This is a genomic window from Sphingopyxis sp. YF1, assembly GCF_022701295.1.
Classification (GTDB): Bacteria; Pseudomonadota; Alphaproteobacteria; order Sphingomonadales; family Sphingomonadaceae; genus Sphingopyxis.
Genome location: NZ_CP033204.1, coordinates 685,840 through 704,652 on the forward strand (window position 1 = coordinate 685,840; position 18,813 = coordinate 704,652).

At 67.0% G+C, this 18,813-nt stretch carries 15 protein-coding genes; 12 read left to right on the plus strand and 3 right to left on the minus strand.

Annotation, left to right across the window (positions count from 1 at the left end; translation table 11 throughout):
- Positions 1-7: 7 nt before the first annotated feature.
- From EAO27_RS03415 to EAO27_RS03450, 8 genes are all read left to right on the plus strand, one after another.
- Complete coding sequence (locus EAO27_RS03415) at positions 8-1,009, plus strand: dipeptide epimerase (RefSeq protein ID WP_242777121.1); 1,002 nt, start codon at positions 8-10, stop codon at positions 1,007-1,009.
- Positions 1,010-1,087: 78 nt separating this feature from the next.
- The gene (locus EAO27_RS03420) at positions 1,088-2,230 is read left to right on the plus strand and encodes a membrane dipeptidase (protein ID WP_242777123.1); all 1,143 of its coding nucleotides are present in this window, start codon (positions 1,088-1,090) and stop codon (positions 2,228-2,230) included.
- A 4-nt stretch (positions 2,231-2,234) separates the two neighbouring features.
- Positions 2,235-4,412, plus strand: a complete 2,178-nt coding sequence (locus EAO27_RS03425) for a TonB-dependent receptor (RefSeq protein WP_242777125.1) — start codon at positions 2,235-2,237, stop codon at positions 4,410-4,412.
- A gap of 20 nt (positions 4,413-4,432) precedes the next feature.
- A complete protein-coding gene (locus EAO27_RS03430) occupies positions 4,433-5,473 on the plus strand; it encodes a DUF1611 domain-containing protein (protein WP_242777127.1) in 1,041 nt (346 codons plus the stop codon).
- Positions 5,470-6,600: a hypothetical protein gene (locus EAO27_RS03435; RefSeq protein ID WP_242777129.1), complete on the plus strand. Its 1,131-nt coding sequence runs from the start codon at positions 5,470-5,472 to the stop codon at positions 6,598-6,600. The genes EAO27_RS03430 and EAO27_RS03435 overlap by 4 nt, the downstream gene beginning before the upstream one ends.
- The gene (locus EAO27_RS03440; RefSeq protein ID WP_242777131.1) at positions 6,600-8,177 is read left to right on the plus strand and encodes a serine hydrolase; all 1,578 of its coding nucleotides are present in this window, start codon (positions 6,600-6,602) and stop codon (positions 8,175-8,177) included. The genes EAO27_RS03435 and EAO27_RS03440 overlap by 1 nt, the downstream gene beginning before the upstream one ends.
- The gene (locus tag EAO27_RS03445) at positions 8,174-9,358 is read left to right on the plus strand and encodes a dipeptidase (protein WP_242777133.1); all 1,185 of its coding nucleotides are present in this window, start codon (positions 8,174-8,176) and stop codon (positions 9,356-9,358) included. The genes EAO27_RS03440 and EAO27_RS03445 overlap by 4 nt, the downstream gene beginning before the upstream one ends.
- Before the next feature lie 80 nt (positions 9,359-9,438).
- Complete coding sequence (locus EAO27_RS03450; protein ID WP_242777135.1) at positions 9,439-10,602, plus strand: aminotransferase class I/II-fold pyridoxal phosphate-dependent enzyme; 1,164 nt, start codon at positions 9,439-9,441, stop codon at positions 10,600-10,602.
- Positions 10,603-10,615: 13 nt separating this feature from the next.
- Here the strand turns inward: EAO27_RS03450 and EAO27_RS03455 are convergent.
- Positions 10,616-11,367, minus strand: a protein-coding gene (locus EAO27_RS03455) for an IS5 family transposase (RefSeq protein WP_242780416.1) whose coding sequence is annotated in 2 segments (ribosomal slippage) — positions 10,616-11,028 and positions 11,028-11,367 — 753 coding nt in all. Because the reading frame shifts where the segments join, the coding sequence is not laid out codon by codon here.
- Between the two features lie 210 nt (positions 11,368-11,577).
- Between EAO27_RS03455 and EAO27_RS03460 the strand changes: the two genes are divergently transcribed.
- Complete coding sequence (locus EAO27_RS03460; protein WP_242780418.1) at positions 11,578-12,801, plus strand: FAD-dependent oxidoreductase; 1,224 nt, start codon at positions 11,578-11,580, stop codon at positions 12,799-12,801.
- 5 nt (positions 12,802-12,806) lie between these two features.
- Here the strand turns inward: EAO27_RS03460 and EAO27_RS03465 are convergent, their stop codons facing one another.
- Positions 12,807-13,442, minus strand: coding sequence for a DUF4126 domain-containing protein (locus tag EAO27_RS03465; RefSeq protein ID WP_242777137.1), 636 nt, complete (start codon positions 13,440-13,442; stop codon positions 12,807-12,809).
- A 114-nt stretch (positions 13,443-13,556) separates the two neighbouring features.
- Between EAO27_RS03465 and EAO27_RS03470 the strand changes: the two genes are divergently transcribed.
- The gene (locus EAO27_RS03470) at positions 13,557-14,333 is read left to right on the plus strand and encodes an NUDIX domain-containing protein (protein WP_242777139.1); all 777 of its coding nucleotides are present in this window, start codon (positions 13,557-13,559) and stop codon (positions 14,331-14,333) included.
- A 177-nt stretch (positions 14,334-14,510) separates the two neighbouring features.
- Entirely contained in the window at positions 14,511-14,762 is a 252-nt protein-coding gene (locus EAO27_RS03475; RefSeq protein WP_242777141.1) for a hypothetical protein, read from the plus strand.
- Between the two features lie 175 nt (positions 14,763-14,937).
- Here EAO27_RS03475 and EAO27_RS03480 read toward each other — a convergent pair whose 3' ends face one another.
- Positions 14,938-15,795, minus strand: coding sequence for a carbon-nitrogen hydrolase family protein (locus tag EAO27_RS03480; RefSeq protein WP_242777143.1), 858 nt, complete (start codon positions 15,793-15,795; stop codon positions 14,938-14,940).
- Positions 15,796-15,882: 87 nt separating this feature from the next.
- On the opposite strand from EAO27_RS03480, the gene EAO27_RS03485 reads away from it, so the two are divergent.
- Positions 15,883-18,810: a M16 family metallopeptidase gene (locus tag EAO27_RS03485; protein WP_242777145.1), complete on the plus strand. Its 2,928-nt coding sequence runs from the start codon at positions 15,883-15,885 to the stop codon at positions 18,808-18,810.
- Positions 18,811-18,813 lie beyond the last annotated feature (3 nt).

Consider the following 18,813-nt stretch of genomic DNA (forward strand, 5'->3'; position numbering starts at 1 on the left):
GGCGACGATGGACAGGCGGAAACTGGCGCTCGACCTTCGGGTCGAGCGCTTTCCCTATCACCGGCCGTTCCGCATTTCGGGGCATGTGTTTACCGAGACCGCGCTGCTCGTCGCGGAGATTTCGGACGGCGTGCACAGCGGGCGCGGCGAGGGGGCGGGGGTCTATTATCTCGGCGACGACATCGACCATATGTTGGCTGAAGCGCAACGCGTGCGCGGGGCGATCGAGAGCGGCGCGACGCGCGAGGAGTTGCAGCATCTGCTGCCGCCCGACGGTGCGCGCAACGCGCTCGACTGCGCCTTTTGGGAACTCGAGGCAAAACAGGCGGGGCGACCGGTGTGGCAGCTTGCCGGGCTCGACGCGCCGCGCGCGCTTCGCTCGACGCTGACGCTCGGCGCCGATGCGCCGCATGCGATGGCGGACGCGGCGCGGGCGATCGATCCCGCCGCGCCGGTCAAGGTCAAGCTGACCGGCGACCTGGCCGAGGATGTCGCGCGCGTCGAGGCGATCCGCGCCGCGCGCCCCGATGCGTGGATCGGGGTCGATGCCAATCAGGGCTATGACGCCGCGACGCTGCGCGAACTGGTGCCGGTGCTGACCGCGAACCGCGTGGCGCAGCTCGAACAGCCGCTGAGGCGCGGCCGCGAGGCCGACCTCGACGGAATGAAGCGCTGCCTGCCCTTCGTCGCCGACGAAAGCGCGCTGTCGCTCGCCGACACCGCGACGCTCGTCGGTCGGTTCGACGTGGTGAACATCAAGCTCGACAAGTGCGGCGGACTGACCGAGGGGCTCGCGATCGCGCGGCAGGCGAAGACGCTGGGGCTCGACGTGATGGTCGGCAACATGATGGGAACGAGCCTGTCGATGGCCCCGTCCTTTGTGCTGGGACAGCTCTGCGACATCGTCGACCTCGACGGACCGACCTTCCTCGCGCGCGACCGCGTGCCGGGGGTCGCCTATCGCGACGGCCATATTCATTGCCCCGACACGATCTGGGGTTCGTGTTGACGATCCTATTTGGGTTGACAATTTTCTGATTAGGACAATAGTCTCGAAGTCGTAACATCCAGAGAGATGGAGGGTGGAATGAGTCGTTCCTTCCCGATGACGCGCCGCGCACTGGTTGCCGGCGCGATGGGAGCTGCTGTGTCTGCGCCGATGATCAATCGCGGCGCCTTTGCCTTCGTCGCTGCGCCTGCGCGCAGCTATTCGCGCCGCGCGGTCGATCTGGTCGCTTCGTCGCTCGTCATCGACATGCTCGCGCCGCTGAAGATCACGCTCGACGAAAATTACGTCGCGCACCGGCTGACCGATGCCGAAGCCGAGGAGTTCCGCAGGAGCGGCATCACGGGCTTTCACAACGCCTATGGTCTGGGCGGTCCCGGGGTGAAGCAGCAGGCGCTCGCCTATCTCGCGGGATGGCAGGGCTTCGCCGGGCGCAACAGCCATGTCTTCACGCTCGTCGACGGGGTTGCCGACCTCGACCGCGCCAAGGCGGACCGGAAATGCGCGGTCATCATGGGCATCCAGAATGCCGAGCATTTCGAGACGGTCGAGGATGTCGCGCTGTTTCGCCGCCTCGGCCTGCGCTGTGCGCAGCTGACCTATAACACGCAGAACATGCTCGGGTCGGGCAGCACCGAGCGTGTCGACGGCGGCGTCAGCGACTATGGCGCCGCGATCATCGCCGAAATGGAAAAGCAGCGCATGCTGATCGACGTGTCGCACAGCGGCGACCGGACGACGCTCGACGCGATCGCGGTCGCAAAAGGGCCGATCGCGATCACGCACAGCAACGCGCGCGCACTGGTCGACCATCCTCGGGTCAAGACCGACGAAGCGATCAAGGCGCTTGCCGCAAAGGGCGGGGTGATGGGCGTCACCGGGGTGCGCATGTTCGTGCGCACGACCGACCCGACCAACGTCGGGCACATGGCCGACCATATCGACCATGTCGCCAAGCTCGTCGGGGTCGATCATGTCGGGATTGGGTCGGACGCGGACCTCCACGGCTATGACGACATGCCGCCGCAGGAATATGCGCTGCTCAAGGGTGCCTACAAGGACAGCTACGCTTTCCGCGACAAGATCGACATCGACGGTTTCGACCATCCGCTGAAGGTCTTCGACCTGACCGAGGAGCTGATCCGCCGGGGTTATTCCAACGACAATATCACCGCCGTGCTGGGGGGCAATTTCCGCCGCCTGCTGGCGCAAGTCTGGGGGTAGGACGATGAAACAGGGGTTTTATATTGCAGCGAGCGTTGCAGCGCTGGGTGTGTCGATGCCGGTGCAGGCGCAGGAAGCGGGCGCCGTCGAGGCGCCGAGCGAGATCGTCGTTACGGCGCAGAAGCGCGTCGAAGCGCTTCAGGACGTTCCGATCTCGATCACCGTGGTCAACGGCGACGCGCTGCGCGAACAGGGCGCGGGCTCGCTGGTCGATTATTCGGGATATGTCCCCGGAATGACGGTGATCAGCTCGCAGCCGGGCACATCGGTCATTTCGCTGCGCGGTATCGCGCCGGTGGGGTCGGCGCAGGCCGTCGGCATCTATCTGGACGATGCGCCGGTCGGGTCTAGCAGCCTCTATGCCCGCAGCGCGACCTATTCGCTCGACCTGATGCCCTATGATATCGCGGGGCTCGAAATCCTGCGCGGACCGCAGGGAACGCTCTATGGCGCAAGCTCGATAGGGGGTTTGCTCAAATACCGGACCGTCGCGCCGAGCACGACCGATTTCAGCGTCAAGGCCGGCGGCGAACTGTTCACGGTCGACGAGGCGGGCAATCCCGGCTGGGCCGCGCAGGTGATGGTCAACGCGCCCATCGTTCAGGACAGGCTCGGAATCACGGGCAGCTTTTCGTGGCGCAAGACGCCGGGCTATGTCAGCTCGGTCAACAACCCCGCACTGACCGACGCGAACGACGTCGAGCAGCGTGGCGGGCGGGTGAGCCTGTTGTGGAACGCGACCGAGGATTTCACGGTCCGCCTCGGCGGCATCTGGCAGACGATCGATGCCAACGCGACCAACACCGTCGTGTCGACGGCGGCGGGCGTGCCGCTGGGCGATGGCTGGTCGTACAACGCCTTCCTGCCCGAGCCCTTTCGCAAGAGCATCGATTATTATTCGGCGGTGCTCGACTATGACCTCGGCTTTGCAACGCTGACGTCGGTCTCGACCTACAGCGAAACCAGCACGGTCAGCGTGCAGGATTCGACGCTGATCTTCGGGATCGCCTTTCCCGCGCTGACCGACGGCGCGGTGCCCGCGGGTCTGGCGCCGTTCAGCGTCGCGCTCGACCTGCAGAAATTTACGCAGGAAATCCGCCTTGCCTCGCCCGACAGCGATCGCTTCGAGTGGCTGCTCGGCGCCTTTTACACCGAGGAGGACAGCGAGAATCACCAGCTGGTGCGCACGTTCGATTTCTCAGGCGCGCCCAATGCGCTCGATCCGGGCGCGGTCGTGTCCTTGCCCTCGACGTTCAAGGAGATGGCGGTGTTCGCCAATGCGACCGCTTATTTCGGCGAGATGTTCGCCTTGTCCGGAGGGCTTCGCTACGCGAAGAACAAGCAGACGTTCCGGCAGCTGAGCAGCGGGCCATTCATCGGCGACGCCAACTTCACCGGGGCTTCGGAAGAAGATGTGTTCATCTACAGCGTCAGTCCGCAGTTCCACATCAGCAAGGATGCGATGTTCTATGCCCGCGTCGCCAACGGCTATCGTCCCGGGGGGCCGAATGTGGTGTTTCCGGGGGTTCCGCCGCAGGTCAAGGCGGACACGCTGGTCAATTACGAAATCGGCTTCAAGGGCAATCTGGGCCGGACCCTCGCGGTCGAAGTGGCGGGTTTCTACATGGACTGGACCGACATCCAGGTCATCCAGCCCTTCGGCGGCGTGACGGGGCAGGCCAACGGCCCGTCCGCGGTCAGCAAGGGGGTCGAAGGCACTGCGACCTGGCGTCCCGCACCCGGGCTGTCGCTGGTCGCCAGCGCCGCCTACACCGATGCAAAACTGACCGCCGATGCCCCCGAAATCGCCGGGGCCGATGGCGCGCGTCTGCCCAGCGTTCCCAAATTTACCGGGTCGTTGCAGGCCGACTACAGCTTCGCGGTGGGCGGCAATGCGAGCGGAAAGATCGGTCTGGGCGTCCGCCATGCGTCGAAGCTGGCGTCCTTGCCCTCGAGCAGCCCGAACAACCTCTGGTCCGACAGCTATACGGCCGTTGATGCCAGCGCCGCTGTTACCTTCGACGATCACTGGACCGTCCGCCTGTACGCCCGCAACCTGACCAACGAGCGGGCGTCGACGCAGCGGTCCTACACGCTTAACGCCTTCGGTCAGCGGGCCTATCAGTCGAACATTCCGCTGCAACCCCGCACGATCGGCGTTGCGCTCGACATGGCCTTCTGATTGTTCGGGAGTTGGAAACGATGAACGCGCCCACCGGACGCTTGTCCGACCGGCTGACCCTGCCGCAGCCCTATCTGCTGTTCCTGGGCGACACCACCGAGCCGAGCTATGCCAAGACCGCCTTCGGGCTCGCCGACTGGGCGGCGGACCGCTGCGTCGGCGAATATGGCGCCGAGGGCTGCACGGTCACCACCGGCCTGCCGCGGCTCGCTCCCGCGGCGGCGCGCGCGGCGGGTGCGCGGGCGCTGGTGATCGGCGTCGCCAACCAGGGCGGGGTGATCGGTGCGAACTGGGTCGCGGCGCTGGTCGAGGCGATGGAGGCCGGGCTCGACATCGTCAGCGGGCTGCATGTCCGGCTGGGCAGCATCCCGGCGCTCGCCGCAGCGGCCCGGCGCACCGGCCAGCGCCTGATCGACGTGCGCAGTCCGCCGCCGGACATCCCGGTGGCGAACGGGCGCAAGCGCAGCGGCAAGCGGCTGCTGACGGTCGGTACCGACTGCGCGCTGGGCAAGAAATATACCGCGCTGGCGCTCCATCGCGCCTTCGCCGAGCGCGGGGTCGCCGTCGATTTCCGCGCCACGGGCCAGACGGGGATCATGATCGCGGGCGCGGGCATACCGATGGATGCGGTGGTCTCCGACTTCGAGGCCGGGGCCGCGGAACTTCTCAGCCCCGATGCGGCCGCCGATCATTGGGACGTGATCGAGGGGCAGGGATCGATCTTCAACCCCGCCTATGCCGCCGTGTCGCTCGGGCTGCTCCACGGCAGCCAGCCCGACGTCTTCGTGGTGTGCCACGACCCGTCGCGCACGGTGATCCTCGGCATGGAGAGCTTTGCCCTGCCGAGCGTCGAGGAGGTGATCGACCTGACCATCCGCCTCGGCAGCCGGACCAACCCCGCGATCCGCTGCGGCGGGGTCAGCCTCAACACGTCGAGCCTCGGCGCGGGGGCGGCCGAGGCGCTGATCGGCGCCGAAAGCCGGCGGCTCGGCCTGCCGGTCGCCGATCCGATCCGCGGCGGCGCGGCCTTTGCCGCGCTCGTGGACGCCTGTCTCGCATGAGCGGCGCGGCGACGGGCGCGAGCCGGTTCCAGCGCTTCTGGCTGCCGGGCTTCGCGCTCAAGGCGGTGATCATCGGCGGGGGGTATGCGACGGGGCGCGAGCTGGCCGAATATTTCGTGCCGTCGGGGCCGTGGGGCGGGCTCGCGGCGATGCTGCTCGCGACCGCGATCTGGAGCGTGGTCGCCGCGCTCACTTTCGCGCTCGCGCGGGCGATGCGCGCCTATGATTATCGCCGCTTCTTCGAAGGGCTGCTGGGGCCCGGCTGGATCGCGTTCGAAATCGCCTATCTGATCTTCGTGGTCCTGATCCTCGCCGTGTTCGGCGCTGCGGCGGGCGCGATCGGCGCCGCGACCTTCGACTGGCCCGACCTCGCGGGATCGGCGCTGCTCGCGGTCAGCATCGTCGCCTTCACCGCCTTCGGTGCGGGGATTGTCGAGACATTGTTCAAATATGCCTCGATGCTGATCTATGCCGTCTATGCGCTGTTCCTGGTCTTCGCGCTCGCCAGTTTCGGCGGGCTGATCGGCGCGGGGTTCGCCGCCGCGCCGCCGCCGTCGGGGAACTGGATGGCGGGCGGGCTGACCTATGCCAGCTACAATATCGTCGGCGCGGTGGTGATCCTGCCGATGCTGCGCCATTTGACCAGCCAGCGCGACGCGGTGATCGCGGGAGTGATCGCAGGGCCGCTGACGATGCTGCCGGCGATCCTCTTCTTCGTCGCGATGATGGCCTTTTACCCCGCGATCGGCGCCGAGACGCTGCCGTCGGACTTCCTGCTCCGCCAGATGGCGGTGCCGGGTTTCCATGTCCTGTTCCAGCTGATGATCTTCGCCGCGCTGCTCGAAAGCGGGGTCGGCGCGATCCATGCGATCAACGAGCGCGTCTCGGGCGTCGTCGAGGCCCGCGGCCGACCGCCGCTCGGCACCCGCGCGCGCGCCCTGATCGGAAGCGCCGTGCTGGTCGGCTGCATGTTCGTCGCCGCGCGCATCGGCCTCGTCGACCTGATCGCGAGCGGATATCGTTTCCTCGCCTGGCTGTTCCTCGCGACCTTCGTCCTGCCGTTGCTGACAATTGGTGTCTGGCGCCTGTTCCGCAGTCCTGTTCCCGCCCTATCGGAGACCCCGTGATGAAACCGATCCGTTCGCTTGCCGTCGTTGCGCTGCTCGCGGTTGCCATGCCCGCCCGGGCCGAGCCGCCGAAGAACCTCGCCGACACGGTCGAGACGCTCCGCAAGGATATCGGCGCGCCCGGCGTGTCGATCGCGATCGTGGAGAAGGGCCAGACCACGCTGGCGCGCGGCTGGGGGGTACGCAAGCTGGGCGAACGCGCGCCGGTCGACGCGGCGACGCTGTTCCAGACCGGATCGACGGGCAAGGCGATGACCGCCGCGGCGCTGGCGATCCTTGTCGACGAGGGAAAGATCGGCTGGGACGACCCGGTCATCCAGCATATGCCGTGGTTCCGCATGTACGATCCGTGGGTCACGCGCGAGATCACGATCCGCGACCTGCTCGTCCATCGCAGCGGGCTGGGGCTGGGGCAGGGCGACCTGATGTTCGTTCCGCGCACCCACCTGACGCGCAAGCAGACGGTCGAACGCGTCGCCCACCTCAAGCCGCAGACGAGTTTTCGTTCGGCCTACGCCTATGACAATATCCTCTACACCGTTGCCGGGCAGCTGATCGAGGAGGTCAGCGGACAGACGTGGGAGGTCTTCATGCGCGACCGCGTGTTGCGTCCCGGCGGGATGAAACACGCGACGAGCGACAGCGAGGACCGGTTTCGCAATCCCAACCGGTCATGGCCGCATGCGCGGCTGTCGGGGCCGCTGCGCGGGCTCGGCGAGCAGCAGGCGCTCGACGAACGCGACGAACTCGGCCGCAACGGGGCCCCCGCGGGCGGGCTGGCGCTCAGCGCAGAAGACATGGCGGCGTGGCTCAAGATCCAGCTCGCGCACGGCGCGCTCCCGGATGGCAAGCGCCTGTTCAGCGCGGCGCAGGCCGCCGAGATGTGGAAGCCGGTGACCCCGATGCCGATCGCCGAGCTGCCTCCGGAGCTGAAGCCCGCGCAGCCGATGCAGCAGGCCTATGCACTGGGCTGGCAGGTGCAGGATTATCGCGGTCACCGGATCATCCAGCACAGCGGCGGTGTGTTCGGGTCGATCACCCGCGTCGTCCTGATCCCCGACAGGCAGGTTGGCTTTGCGATCATGACGAACAGCGAGGAGAGCGGCTTGCTGCTCGGGCTGACCTTCGCGCTGATCGACCATTATCTCGATCAGCCCGACTATGGCTGGCCGAAGAAATGGCAGGACTGGTATGCGGCGCGGCTCGAGGGCGGGCGGCAATATCTGGCGCGGTCGCAGGCGGCGCCGGCGAAGGTCGGTCCGTCGCTCGATCCGGCGCGCTACGCCGGGCGTTATCGCGATCCCTGGTACGGCGATGTCGTCGTCGCGGCGGGCGCCGGGGGGCTGACGATCGACTTCACCTCCACCCCGCGGATGGCGGGGCGGCTCAAACATTGGCAATATGACAGCTTCGTCACCGATTTCGACGACCCGGCGATCGAACCCGCCTATGTTACCTTTGCGCTCGATGCCGACGGCAAGGTTGCGGGCGTGACGATGAAGGCCGTGAGCCAGATCGCCGATTTCAGCTGGGACTATCACGACCTCGACCTGAAACCCGTGGAGGACAAGAAGTGAAGCGATGGACCGTCCTGCTCTGTGCCGCCGCGCTGACATCGTGCACCGGCGCCAAGGAGGAGCAGAAGGCGCCCCAAGACAAGCGACCGCTGCACAGTCGCCTGCTGACGCTCGACACGCATCTCGACACCTCGATGCATTTCGAGCGTGCGGGCTGGAGCTTTGCCGCGCCGCATACGCGCGAAACCGACATCGTCCAGGTCGATATTCCGCGCATGAAGGCGGGCGCGCTCGATGGCGGTTTCTTCGTCATCTATACCGAACAGGGGCCGCTGACCCCCAAAGGCTATGCCGACGCGCTGGCCTTCGCGCGCGGGCGGTCGGACCTGATCGACGCGACGATCTCGAAATATCCCGACCTGATCGGTCCCGCGACGACCGCGGCCGACGCGGTGCGGCTTGACACGCAGGGCAAGCTGATCGCCTTCAAGTCGATGGAGAACAGCTATCCGCTCGGCGAGGACCTCTCGCTGCTCGCCGAATTCCACAAGAAGGGTGTGCGCATGGCGGGCCCGGTGCATTCGAAGACCAACCAGTTCGCCGACAGCGCAACCGGCGAGGCGCGCTGGAAGGGCCTGAGCCCGCTTGGCCGGCAATGGGTCGCCGAGATGAACCGGCTCGGCATCGTCATCGACGCGAGTCACGCGTCGGACGCGGCATTCGACCAACTGCTCACCTTTTCGAAATATCCGATCATCCTGTCGCATTCGAGCCTGCGATCAGCGAACGATCATCCGCGCAACCTCGATGAGGGGCGGCTGCGCGCGCTGGCACAGCAGGGCGGCGCGATGTGCATTTCGACGATCTTCCTGTCGGAGATGAACATGAGCCCCGCGCGCGCCGAACTGTTCGGGCGCTACGAACGGATCGGAAAGCTGTCGCCCGCCGAGCAGGCGGATCTCAATCGCCAATGGCGCGAACTCGACAAGAGCGAGCCCTTGTGGGCGGCCGATTTCGAGAAATATATGAAGATGGTGCTGCGCGCGATCGAGGTCGCTGGACCCGACCACATCTGTTTCGGGGCCGATTGGGACGGTGGCGGCGGGTTGCCGGGGATCGAGGATATTTCGGCGCTGCCCAAGGTGACCGAACGGCTCAAGGCGGCGGGCTATTCGGACGCCGACCTTGCCAAGATGTGGAGCGGCAATGTGCTGCGGGTGCTTGCCGCGCAAGGGCGATGAGGGGTAGAGGCCGGGGCGCCGCGCGGTAACCGGTCGCGCCGCACCCGCCCCAGCTTTCACGAGATTTGCGAACACCGATCATGACTGCCACCGTCGACCCCTTCTATGCCATTTCGATCAGCCGCCTTGCCCACCAGATGGCGGCGTCGGGCGAGCCGGTCATCCACATGGAGTTCGGACAGCCCTCGACCGGGGCGCCCGCCGCCGCGGTGGCGCGCGCGCATGCGGTGCTCGACCAGGACGCGATGGGTTATTGGGAAAGCCCGGCGCTCAAGCAGCGGATCGCGCGCTATTATCAGGACGCGCACGGTGTTGCGATCGATGCCGAACAGGTCATCCTGACATGCGGGGCGTCGCCGGCCTTCGTGCTGGCGCTGACCTGCGCCTTTGCGCCCGGCGCGCGCGTGGCGCTCGCCCGGCCGGGCTATGTCGCCTATCGCAACACGCTGAAGGCGCTGCACATGGTGCCGGTGGAGATCGGCTGCGGCGAGGCGGAACGCTTTCAGCTGACCGCCGACGCGGTCGCCGCGATCGAGCCCGCGCCCGACGGACTGATCGTCGCCAGCCCCGCCAACCCGACCGGGACGGTGATCGACGACGCCGAACTGGCCGCGATCGCCGAGGTCTGCCGGCGGCGGAACATCCGTATCCTGTCGGACGAAATCTATCACCGCCTGTCCTATGTCGCGCCGGTGCGGTCGATGCTGGAAGAGACGGCCGACGCCTTCGTCATCAACAGCTTTTCCAAATATTACAGCATGGCGGGCTGGCGTCTGGGCTGGCTGGTCGTGCCCGCCGACATGATCGACGCGGCGCGTGCGCGGATGGGCAATCTGTTCCTGACGCCGCCCAGCCTCGCCCAGCATGCCGGCCTCGTCGCCTTCGACGAATGTGATGAGCTGGAGGGGCATGTCGCAACCTATCGCCGGAACCGCGAAATCCTGCTCGAACGCCTGCCCGCGATGGGGCTGCGGCGCATCGCGCCGCCCGACGGCGCCTTCTACATCTACGCCGACATCGGGCACCTGACCGACGACAGCATCGCCTTTTGCCGCCAGCTGCTGATCGATACCGCGGTCGCGACGGCACCGGGGGTCGATTTCGATCCGGTCGACGGGCATCGCTTCATGCGGCTGAGCTTTGCGGTTTCGACCGAGGAGATCGAAGAAGCCTGCCGCCGCATGGCGCCGTGGTTCGAGCATATGGGACGGCAGGCGGCTGCGCCGATGCCTGCTGGTGCCTAGGTTGAATCGACATTCAGCACCAGAAGGCGATGGCGGCGAGGTATAGAGTTGCGAGGTAGTTGTGTGGGAGGCGGTCGTATCGCGTGGCGACGCGGCGTAGCTGTTTGAGCTTGCCGATGGTGCGCTCGATCCGGTTGCGAAGCCTGTAGATGGCAGGGTCGAAATCGCGTCGGCGTGGCATGCAGACGCGCTGGGGGATGACGGGCCGAGCGCGGCTGGTTTCGACATGGTCGAGGATGGCGTGGCTGTCATAAGCCTTGTCGGCGAGGACATGGCGAGCGTCGAGACCGGTCAGCAACGGGATCGCGAGCTTGGCATCGCTGACATGGCCGCCGGTCAGGATGAAGCGCACCGGTCGTCCGAAGGTATCGACCGCGATATGCCATTTGGAGGTCAGTCCTCCTCGGGAGCGCCCCAGAGCCTGGTCGCCGAGCCCCCTTTTTGACCCGTCGCCGCTTGGGCATGGGCGCGCACGATCGAGCTGTCGATCATCAGATACTCATTGTCCCGATCGCGGGCGAGCGAGGTGAAGATGCCTTCCCACACCCCGGCAGCGGCCCAGCGGGTGAAGCGCTTGTGAACAGTCTTGTACTTGCCATAGCGCTCCGGCAGGTCCGACCAGCGCGCACCCGACCGCAAAACCCACAAAACACCGTTCACAAACAGGCGGTTATCCAATGCTGTGCGGCCAGGATCAGATGCCTTGCCGGGCAGCATCGGCGCGATCCGAACCCACTGCGCCTCGCTCAACTCGTACCGCTTGATACCCATGATACCTCCGCAATCTGCGGAAACTCATGAATCAGACACCAACGCTCTTGGGAATCCCTGAATGTCGATACAGCCTAGCCCCCGCCTGCCCGGCGCCATCGCGATCGCAAGAAATTCTATTCCGTTACGGCAGCCGCGCGGCTTGCCTCGTCCCGTGCCGCGTGCAAGGGACGCTGGCACAAGAAAACGGCGTGAGAGGTGGCAATGCAGTTCGACGTGGTGATCGTTGGGGCCGGGCATGGCGGGGCGCAGGTCGCGGTGTCGCTGCGCACGCAGAAGTTCGAGGGCAGCATCGCGATCATCGGCGACGAGCCCGAGCTTCCCTATGAACGCCCGCCGCTGTCGAAGGAATATTTCGCCGGCGAAAAGGAATTCGAACGCATCCAGATCCGTCCCGCCAAATATTGGGACGAGCGCGCGGTGACGATGCTGCTGGGCAAGCGCGTCGTTTCGGTCGATCCGGTGGCGCATACGGTGACCACCGATGCCGGCGAGACGATCGGTTACGGCAAGCTGGTCTGGGCGACCGGGGGAAGCCCGCGCATGCTGCCGATCCCCGGCGGCGACCTGCCCGGGGTGCAGGGGGTGCGTACGCGCGCCGACGCCGACGCGATGAAGGCGGCGTCGGAGAATGCAGGGCAGGTCGTCGTGATCGGCGGCGGCTATATCGGGCTCGAGGCGGCGGCGGTGCTGCGCAAGGCAGGCAAGCCGGTCGTGCTGCTCGAGGCGCTCGATCGCGTGCTCGCGCGCGTCGCGGGCGAGGACCTGTCGCGCTTTTACGAAAAGGAACATCGCGACCACGGCGTCGACCTGCGGCTCGGCGTGCAGGTCGAGGCGATCGAGGGCGAGACGCGCGCCACGGGCGTACGGCTGGCGAGCGGCGAGGTGATCCCCGCCGATCTGGTGATCGTCGGCATCGGCATCGTCCCGGCGGTCGAGCCGCTGATCGCCGCCGGCGCGGCGGGGGGTAATGGCGTGCTGGTCGATCACCATTGCAAGACGAACCTGCCCGATGTCTATGCGATCGGCGACTGCGCCGCGCACGCGAACGACTTCGCCGAAGGGGCGGTCATCCGGCTCGAGTCGGTGCAGAACGCCAACGACCAGGCGAATGTCGTCGCCAAGGGCATCTGCGGCGACGAGGCGCGCTATCACGCGATCCCGTGGTTCTGGTCGAACCAATATGATCTGAAGCTCCAGACCGCGGGCCTGTCGTCGGGCCACGACCAGACCGTGCTGCGCGGCGACCCCGCCGCGCGCAGCTTCTCGATCGTCTATCTGCGCGCCGGAAAGGTGATCGCGCTCGATTGCGTCAACGCGACCAAGGATTATGTCCAGGGGCGTATGCTCGTCACCGCGGGGTTGCAGGCGACGCCCGAACAGCTCGCCGATGCCGAGACGCCGCTGAAGGCCTTGCTTCCCGCCTGAGGGCTTCAGGCGGGCGGGAGCGCGCCCGGTTCGGCTCGTGCGTCACCGAGCGCCTTCTTGAGCCCCGCCTTGATGTTTCGCAGCAGGCGGCGGAGCGCGATGATCACCACCACCGCGGCGACGAGCATGAGGATCGCGATGACGATCGCGACGGGCGGGTAGGCGATGGCGAGCGCGAGCAGCCCCGTCGTCGCGACATCCTCCCCCGTGGAAACCACGGCATTGCTGTAGGGTTCGGGGCTGACGTTGACGACCGCGCGCGTCGTCGCCTTGGCGCTGTGGCTGAGCAGGGCGCCGCCGCCGCCGAGCAGGAAGGCGACCACCTGCCACGCCGGGTCCGACGAATCGACGAGCGCGAGCGCGAGCAGCGCACCGCCGAGCGGGCGGATGATGCTGTGGATGCCGTCCCAGATCGAATCGACCCACGCGACCTTGTCGGCAAGGAATTCGGCGATCGTGCCGACCGCGGCGACGCCGAGGATCCATGGATTGGCCAGGATCTGCAGCGACTGGAGATGGTCGGGGAGCGGCAGCCAGCCGAAGTGCATCGCGATGCCGGTGGCGAAGATGGTCAGATAGAGCCGCCAACCGGCGAGAAGGCTGAGGCTGCCCGCGACACCCAAAATCTCGATGATGCCCATCGACCCTCCTCCCGCCGCGCGACGATGTGCGGGCGTTTTCACATCTTGCACCCCGGGCCCGGCGTCGGCAATGCCGGATGACAAAATGGATGGAGAGGATTATCGCCGATGATAATGAGCGATGCTGAAACACTGCCCGACGGCGCCATTCCCGCGGCGACCCTGGTCATCATGCGCCCCGCGGAGGGCGGCGGGCCCGCCGAAATACTGATGGTGAAGCGCGCCGCCAACATGGCGTTTGCCGCTGGCGCGATGGTGTTCCCGGGCGGGCGGATCGACCCCGACGACCATCTGGTCGCACAGCGCCACGGCTATGCCGAAAGGGACCCCGACGGCGCGGCCCGCGTCGCCGCGCTGCGCGAGACGCTGGAGGAAACCGGCCTCGCGGTCGGCTGGCCGGGCCTGATCGAAAGCGAGGTCGATGCGGTGCGCAAGGCGCTGTTGTCCGACCATCTCCTGTCGGACATCCTTGCCGATCGCGGCGACCGGCTTGCGCTCGACGCGCTGGTGCCCTTTGCGCGCTGGTGCCCCAATTTCAAGGAGGCGCGGACCTTCGACACGCGCTTTTTCGCGGTCGAGGCGCCGATGCATGGCCACGAACTGACCGTCGAGGAAGCCGAGCACAGCCACATCTTCTGGGCCAGCGCGCGCGACACGCTGGGGATGGCCGATCGCGGCGAGGTGTCGGTGATTTTCCCGACCCGGCGCAATCTCGAAAAGCTGGCGCAGGCCGATGATTTTGCCGCATTTTCCGCACATGCCGGCGCGCATCCGATCGATCTCGTCACGCCGTGGATCGAGGATCGGGGCGGCAAGGCGCATCTTTGCATCCCCGACCATCTCGGCTATCCGGTGACCAGCGAGCCTTTCGAGCGTATCCGGCGCGCCTGAAACTTATGCCGCAAAGCAACTTTCCCTCGATTTAGCAAAATCCTAAGAATTGCTGCACTACGGCAAAACGCCTTGCAATGTCTGGCAGTCGTGCATAGAAGGGCAAGGCGGAAGCGAGTTCGAGAAGCGATTCTCGGGCTCAATTCGAGAAGATCAAAATTCCAGTGGATGGAGAAAATGATGAACCTGCTCAAGAAAGCCGCGATCTCCCTCGCCGCGACCTCGATGCTTGTGGCTCCGGTTGCCGCGTCGGCCGCGCCTGCCATGTCGGCAGTGTCGTTCAACGATGTGGGCGCTGTTTCGGCCGTTGATGGCCAGAGCGAACTCGAAGGTTCGAGCTGGATCATCGCACTGCTCGCGCTGGCTGCCATCATCGGCGGCATCGTGATCGCAGCTGGCAACAACAGCGACGATCCGACCAGCCCGTAAACGGCTCGTCCCTGAAAAGTTTCAAAAGGTCCCGAGCAATGCCCGGGGCCTTTTGTGCGTCTGGAGCCCCGGGCGGCGGTTGATGCTGGAGGGAGCCGACTGGCCCGTTGCCGCCGATGGCGATGCGCCGGCCGATTCGCCGCCGGATCGCACGACCGGAACGCCGGGCTGCGCATCAGAGCGGCGCGTTCCTGATTCGCCGCGACGTTTCGAGTGGAATGGCCTGGCGCGCGCGTTCGGTCGCGGCGGGGTCGATCGGTGCCAGCATCAGCCCGAAATCGCCTTGTGCCGCGCGATCGGCGAAGGCGGATTCGCCGAGCACGTCGCCCCAAGGCCCGATCGCGAGGCTGTGGCCAAAGGTGGCGCGCCCGTCGGCGTGCGTCCCCGCCTGCGCCGCCGCGACGACATGGCACGCCGTCTCGGTCGCGCGGGCGCGGAGCAGCACATGCCAATGCGCCTCGCCGGTCGATACGGTGAAGGCGGCGGGGACCGCGATCAGGGTCGCGCCGCGTGCGACGAGGGCGCGATAGAGTTCGGGAAAGCGCAGGTCATAGCAGATGCTGAGGCCCAGCCTGCCCAGCGGGGTGTCGACGACGACGGGTGTGGCGCCGCCCGCATAACTCGACGATTCGCTCCAGCTCTCGCCCGAGGGGAGCGATACGTCGAACATGTGGATCTTGTCGTAGCGCGCGACGATCGTGCCGTCGGCGGCGACGATATGGCTGCGGTTGGCGCGCCGGCTGCCATCGTCGGTCAGGAAGGGTGCCGACCCGGTGTGGATCCAGAGGCCGTGCCGCCGCGCCATGTCCTGAAAGATCGGGGGCCAGGGGCTGTCGGCTTCGGGCGCGACATGGGCGGCCGAGCGCGCGCGGTCGCGGTCGAGCAATACCGACATTTCGGGAAAGAAGGCCATCGCCGCGCCGGCGGCGGCGGCGGCGGCGAGCGCGCGATCCATCGTTGCCAGATTGGCGTCGGGGTCGATGCCGCTCGTCATCTCGACGATCGCGGCGAGGGGAGGGGGCGGAGCAGTCATGATCGATGGCTAGGCAGATGCTGCGGTGAGGGCAAGCGCGGTGACGGTTCAGTGGCGAGCAAGGTTCGGATGGGTTAAGAGGGGGCAATGTCCTATTCTCCCGCGCCGCCGCCGCTTCGTTTCGCCCGATCGCTGCTCTCCGCCTGCGCCATCGCCGCGCTCCTTGCCGTGTCGCCGCTCGCGGTGGCCCAGGAAGGCGCCAGGACGACCGCGGTTCAGGCCGACAACTGGTTTTACGAAGGCAGCGACATTCCGCGCGATACCGCGTGGCAGTTCGGCACCTTGCCCAACGGCGTCCGCTATGCGGTGCGCAAGAATGGCGTGCCGCCCGGGCAGGTGTCGATCCGCGTCCGCATGGATGTCGGATCGATGTTCGAAACCGATCAGGAGCGCGGTTACGCGCACCTGCTCGAACATCTGGCCTTTCGCGGGTCGGAGCATATTCCCGATGGTGAAGCCAAGCGCATCTGGCAGCGTTTCGGGGTGACGTTCGGAAGCGATTCGAACGCGCAGACGACGCCGACGCAGACCGCCTATCAGCTCGACCTGCCGAGTGCGACGCCCGCCAATCTCGACGAGGCGATGAAACTGCTCGCCGGGATGGTGCGCGAACCCGGCATCTCGGACGCGGCCGTCGCTGCCGAACGCGGTGTGGTGTCTTCGGAACTGCGTGAAAACGACGGGCCGCAGCGGCGCATCAGCGACGCGACCACCGCGCATTTCTTCGCCAGGCAGCGCCTTGCCGACCGGTCGCCGATCGGAACCCCCGAAACGCTCGCGGCAGCAACCGCGGGGACGGTCGCGGCGTTCCACAAGCGCTGGTACCGCCCCGAACGCGCGGTAGTCATTGTGGCCGGCGACGGCGATCCGGCCGAATTCGCGCGTCTGATCGAAAAATATTATGGCGACTGGAAGGGCGCGGGGCCGAACCCGGCGCAGCCCGATTTCGGCAAGCCCGATCCCAAGGCGCCGCAGGCGCAGGTGATTGTCGAACCCAACCAGCCCGCGATGCTGACGCTGGCGACGCTGCGTCCGTGGATCAAGCGCGTCGACACGGTCGAGAACACGCGGCGGCTCTATCTCGAGCAGCTCGCGGTCGCGCTCGTCGAACGGCGGCTCGAAAATCGCGCGCGTGCGGGCGGCAGCTATTTGTTCGCCGACATCGAGCAGGTCTATCTGAGCCGGAGCGCCGACGTGACCTTTGCGCAGATCATGCCGGTCGGCGACTGGAAGACCGCGCTGGCCGATGTTCGCGGGGTGATCGCCGATGCGGTTCAGACCGCGCCGTCGCAGGCCGACATCGACCGCGAAGCCAATGAGATCGAGACGATGCTGCTCAACGAGCTGCGCAACGCTCGCAACGAGGCGGGCGCGAAGCTGGCGGACTATCTGGTGAAGTCGGTCGATCTTGGCGAAGTCGTATCGACCCCGCAGGGGCAGGTCGACATGTTCGCCGCCATTCGCGCCGCGGCGACCCCGCAGGCGATGCTCGAGGTCAGCAAGGCGATCTTCAGCGGCACCGCGACGCGCGTCACGCTGATCAGCCCGACACCGGTCGAGGGCGGCGAGGCCGCGCTGCTCGCGGCCTTTGCCGCGCCGGCGGTGGCCCGCAACGATCGGCTGGCGGCGGCCGACGTCAATTTCAGCCAGCTTCCGCCGCTGGGCACGCCCAGCGCGGTGACCGCCGACGCGCCGCTTCCGGGGCTCCAGGCCGAACGGATTGCGTTCGGCAATGGCGTGACCGCGCTGGTGTCGAACAATATGGTCGAACCGGGCAAGGTGCGCGTCAACGTGCGGTTCGGATCCGGATACCGCAGCGTCGCGGCGGACGAACCCAATCTGTTGTGGACGAGCGACTATGCGCTGATCGCGAGCGGCATCGGTCCGTGGGGCCAGAACGAGATCGACGCGGTGATGAACGGGCGCCAGATGCAGCTCAATTTCGCGATCGACGACGATGCGTTCGAGCTGTCGGCCGAAAGCAAGCCCGAGGATTTCGACGACCAGCTTCGCCTGATCGCGGGCAAGCTCGCGACGCCGCGGTGGGACGCGGCCCCGGTCGAGCGGCTGCGCATCGGCTATCTGTCGGGCTATGACCTCAACGACGCGACCCCCAATGCGGTGCTCGAACGCAATTTGCGCGGCTGGCTCAGCGCCGGCGACCGCCGCTGGACGCCGCCTGACAGGGCCGCGATCGAGGCGCTGACGCCCGCGGCATTCCGCGCCTTCTGGGAGCCGCGGCTCGCGAGCGGCCCGATCGAGGTGCAGGTGTTCGGCGACCTGTCGACGGTCGATTACAGGAAGATCCTGTCCGAAACGCTCGGCGCGCTCGCACCGCGCACCGCGATCCAGCCGCGCGGCGGTCAGCGGGTTGCGTTCGCGCGGCACAATGCCGTGCCCGCGGTCGCCTATCACCGCGGCGACAAGGGGCAGGCCGCGGCGGTGACCGCCTGGCCGACTTCGGGCGGTCTCGCCGCGCCGCGCGATGTGCGCGCGCTCGAGGTGCTCGCGGGCATTTTTAACGACCGGCTGTTCGACCGGCTGCGCGCCGAACAGGGGGCCAGCTATGGCCCCGACGTCGACAGCCATTGGCCGACGGGTTTCGAGAATAGCGGCGGCTATCTGCTCGTCGGCAGCCTGCTCGCGCCCAAGGATGTGGGGCGTTTCTATGCGATCGCGCGCGACATCGCCGCCGACCTGGTCGCGAACCCGGTGGGTGCCGACGAGCTGGCGCGCAGCGCAGGGCCGATCCGCGAGCAGGTGATGCGCGCGTCGACCGGCAACGTATACTGGATGTACCTGCTCGAAGGCGCGACGCGCGATCCGCGCGTGACGGCTGCAGCGCTGTCGATGGAGCGCGACACCGCTGCGGTGACTTCGGCCGACGTTCAGCGGCTGGCGCGGCAATATCTGGCGCCCGCGAAACAATGGTCGATGGCGGTCCTGCCCGCGGGCATGACGCTGGCCGAGGCCGCGGCGCTCGACGTCGCGCCCGCGGTGTCGGGCGGGCGCTAGCCG

Coding starts and splice junctions, on each gene's coding strand:
- EAO27_RS03415 (WP_242777121.1), top strand. CDS start 8: ATGGACAGGCGGAAACTGGCGCTCGACCTTCGGGTCGAGCGCTTTCCC.
- EAO27_RS03420 (WP_242777123.1), top strand. CDS start 1,088: ATGAGTCGTTCCTTCCCGATGACGCGCCGCGCACTGGTTGCCGGCGCG.
- EAO27_RS03425 (WP_242777125.1), top strand. CDS start 2,235: ATGAAACAGGGGTTTTATATTGCAGCGAGCGTTGCAGCGCTGGGTGTG.
- EAO27_RS03430 (WP_242777127.1), top strand. CDS start 4,433: ATGAACGCGCCCACCGGACGCTTGTCCGACCGGCTGACCCTGCCGCAG.
- EAO27_RS03435 (WP_242777129.1), top strand. CDS start 5,470: ATGAGCGGCGCGGCGACGGGCGCGAGCCGGTTCCAGCGCTTCTGGCTG.
- EAO27_RS03440 (WP_242777131.1), top strand. CDS start 6,600: ATGAAACCGATCCGTTCGCTTGCCGTCGTTGCGCTGCTCGCGGTTGCC.
- EAO27_RS03450 (WP_242777135.1), top strand. CDS start 9,439: ATGACTGCCACCGTCGACCCCTTCTATGCCATTTCGATCAGCCGCCTT.
- EAO27_RS03460 (WP_242780418.1), top strand. CDS start 11,578: ATGCAGTTCGACGTGGTGATCGTTGGGGCCGGGCATGGCGGGGCGCAG.
- EAO27_RS03465 (WP_242777137.1), bottom strand. CDS start 13,442: ATGGGCATCATCGAGATTTTGGGTGTCGCGGGCAGCCTCAGCCTTCTC.
- EAO27_RS03470 (WP_242777139.1), top strand. CDS start 13,557: ATGAGCGATGCTGAAACACTGCCCGACGGCGCCATTCCCGCGGCGACC.
- EAO27_RS03475 (WP_242777141.1), top strand. CDS start 14,511: ATGATGAACCTGCTCAAGAAAGCCGCGATCTCCCTCGCCGCGACCTCG.
- EAO27_RS03480 (WP_242777143.1), bottom strand. CDS start 15,795: ATGACTGCTCCGCCCCCTCCCCTCGCCGCGATCGTCGAGATGACGAGC.
- EAO27_RS03485 (WP_242777145.1), top strand. CDS start 15,883: ATGTCCTATTCTCCCGCGCCGCCGCCGCTTCGTTTCGCCCGATCGCTG.